The 996-nt window shown below is 53.2% G+C and carries 1 protein-coding gene; it reads left to right on the top strand.

What is annotated here, in order from left to right:
* Positions 1-239 precede the first annotated feature (239 nt).
* The coding region (locus AC1D17_RS29100) for an efflux RND transporter periplasmic adaptor subunit (RefSeq protein ID WP_477568657.1) at positions 240-996 on the top strand (757 nt) is incomplete at its 3' end.

The raw sequence follows: 996 nt of genomic DNA, 5'->3' as shown, positions 1-996 counted from the left end.
GATGTGCACCAACGCCACAAAACTGTGTTTCGGCCCTTTGATCGCGGGGAGTTAGTCAAGCCTGTTTTGTCCGTGCCGGATTGGACGTCCAACGGAATTTCAGGCTGCCTTCCGGTTGCGCAATTGTCTTGACGGTAACTGAACGGAGGCGGATAAATACAGGGTTGTAGATCGGCCGGCGTCTCGCGACGGGGGAGTTCGAGCCGGTAGCAAAAACTTACATTTGAAGAGGGGATACGATGCATAAGCACGCCCATCAATCATTTGGAGCAGCGACATATCTCCTTTTTTCCATGGCACTTAGCTGGGTTTCTCCCGCGCAGGGAAACGATCAATCCGCCGGACCGCCTCCATCGGTATCCGTCGTCAGAGCAATCAAGAAAGACTTGAAACCCACCATTTCCTTTAGCGGACGCGTTGAAGCTAAGGACATCGTCCACTTGCGAGCGCGCGTTGTGGGTTTTCTGGAGCAAAAACTCTTCATCGAAGGCCAGCATGTGAAAGCAGGTGACCTGCTTTTCGCAATGGAGCAAGGACCGTATGAAGCGGCCATCGATCAGGCCAATGGCGCTATTGAATCGGGAAAATCCGCACTTGCGCTGGCCGATATTGAAACCAAGCGGCAAGGCGTTCTTGTTGCAAAAGGTGCAGCATCTCAATCCCAATTGGACGTGGCGCTTGCCAACCAGCGGGAAGCCAAAGGAAATCTCACGCAGCTTCAGGCCGCTTTGGAAAAAGCCAAACTGAACCTAGGGTATACACAGATCCGTGCTCCAATGGAGGGCCGTATAGGCCGTTCCCAGTATTCCGCCGGTAACTATATCGGCTCGCCGAACGAAGTGCTTGCGACCATCGTCACCCAGGATCCAATTTATGTTACTTTCTCGGTGTCTCAGCGTGAGATGATTGCCGTTCGTGAGGGGCTGAGTAGCACAGGAAAAATGGGCGCAAAATTGGACGCTGCCGTTGTTCATATTCGGTTGGCCAACGGGAAGC

Source organism: Pararhizobium sp. P1_E7, from assembly GCF_056405855.1.
This window is presented reverse-complemented; position numbering and strand designations above follow the sequence as displayed.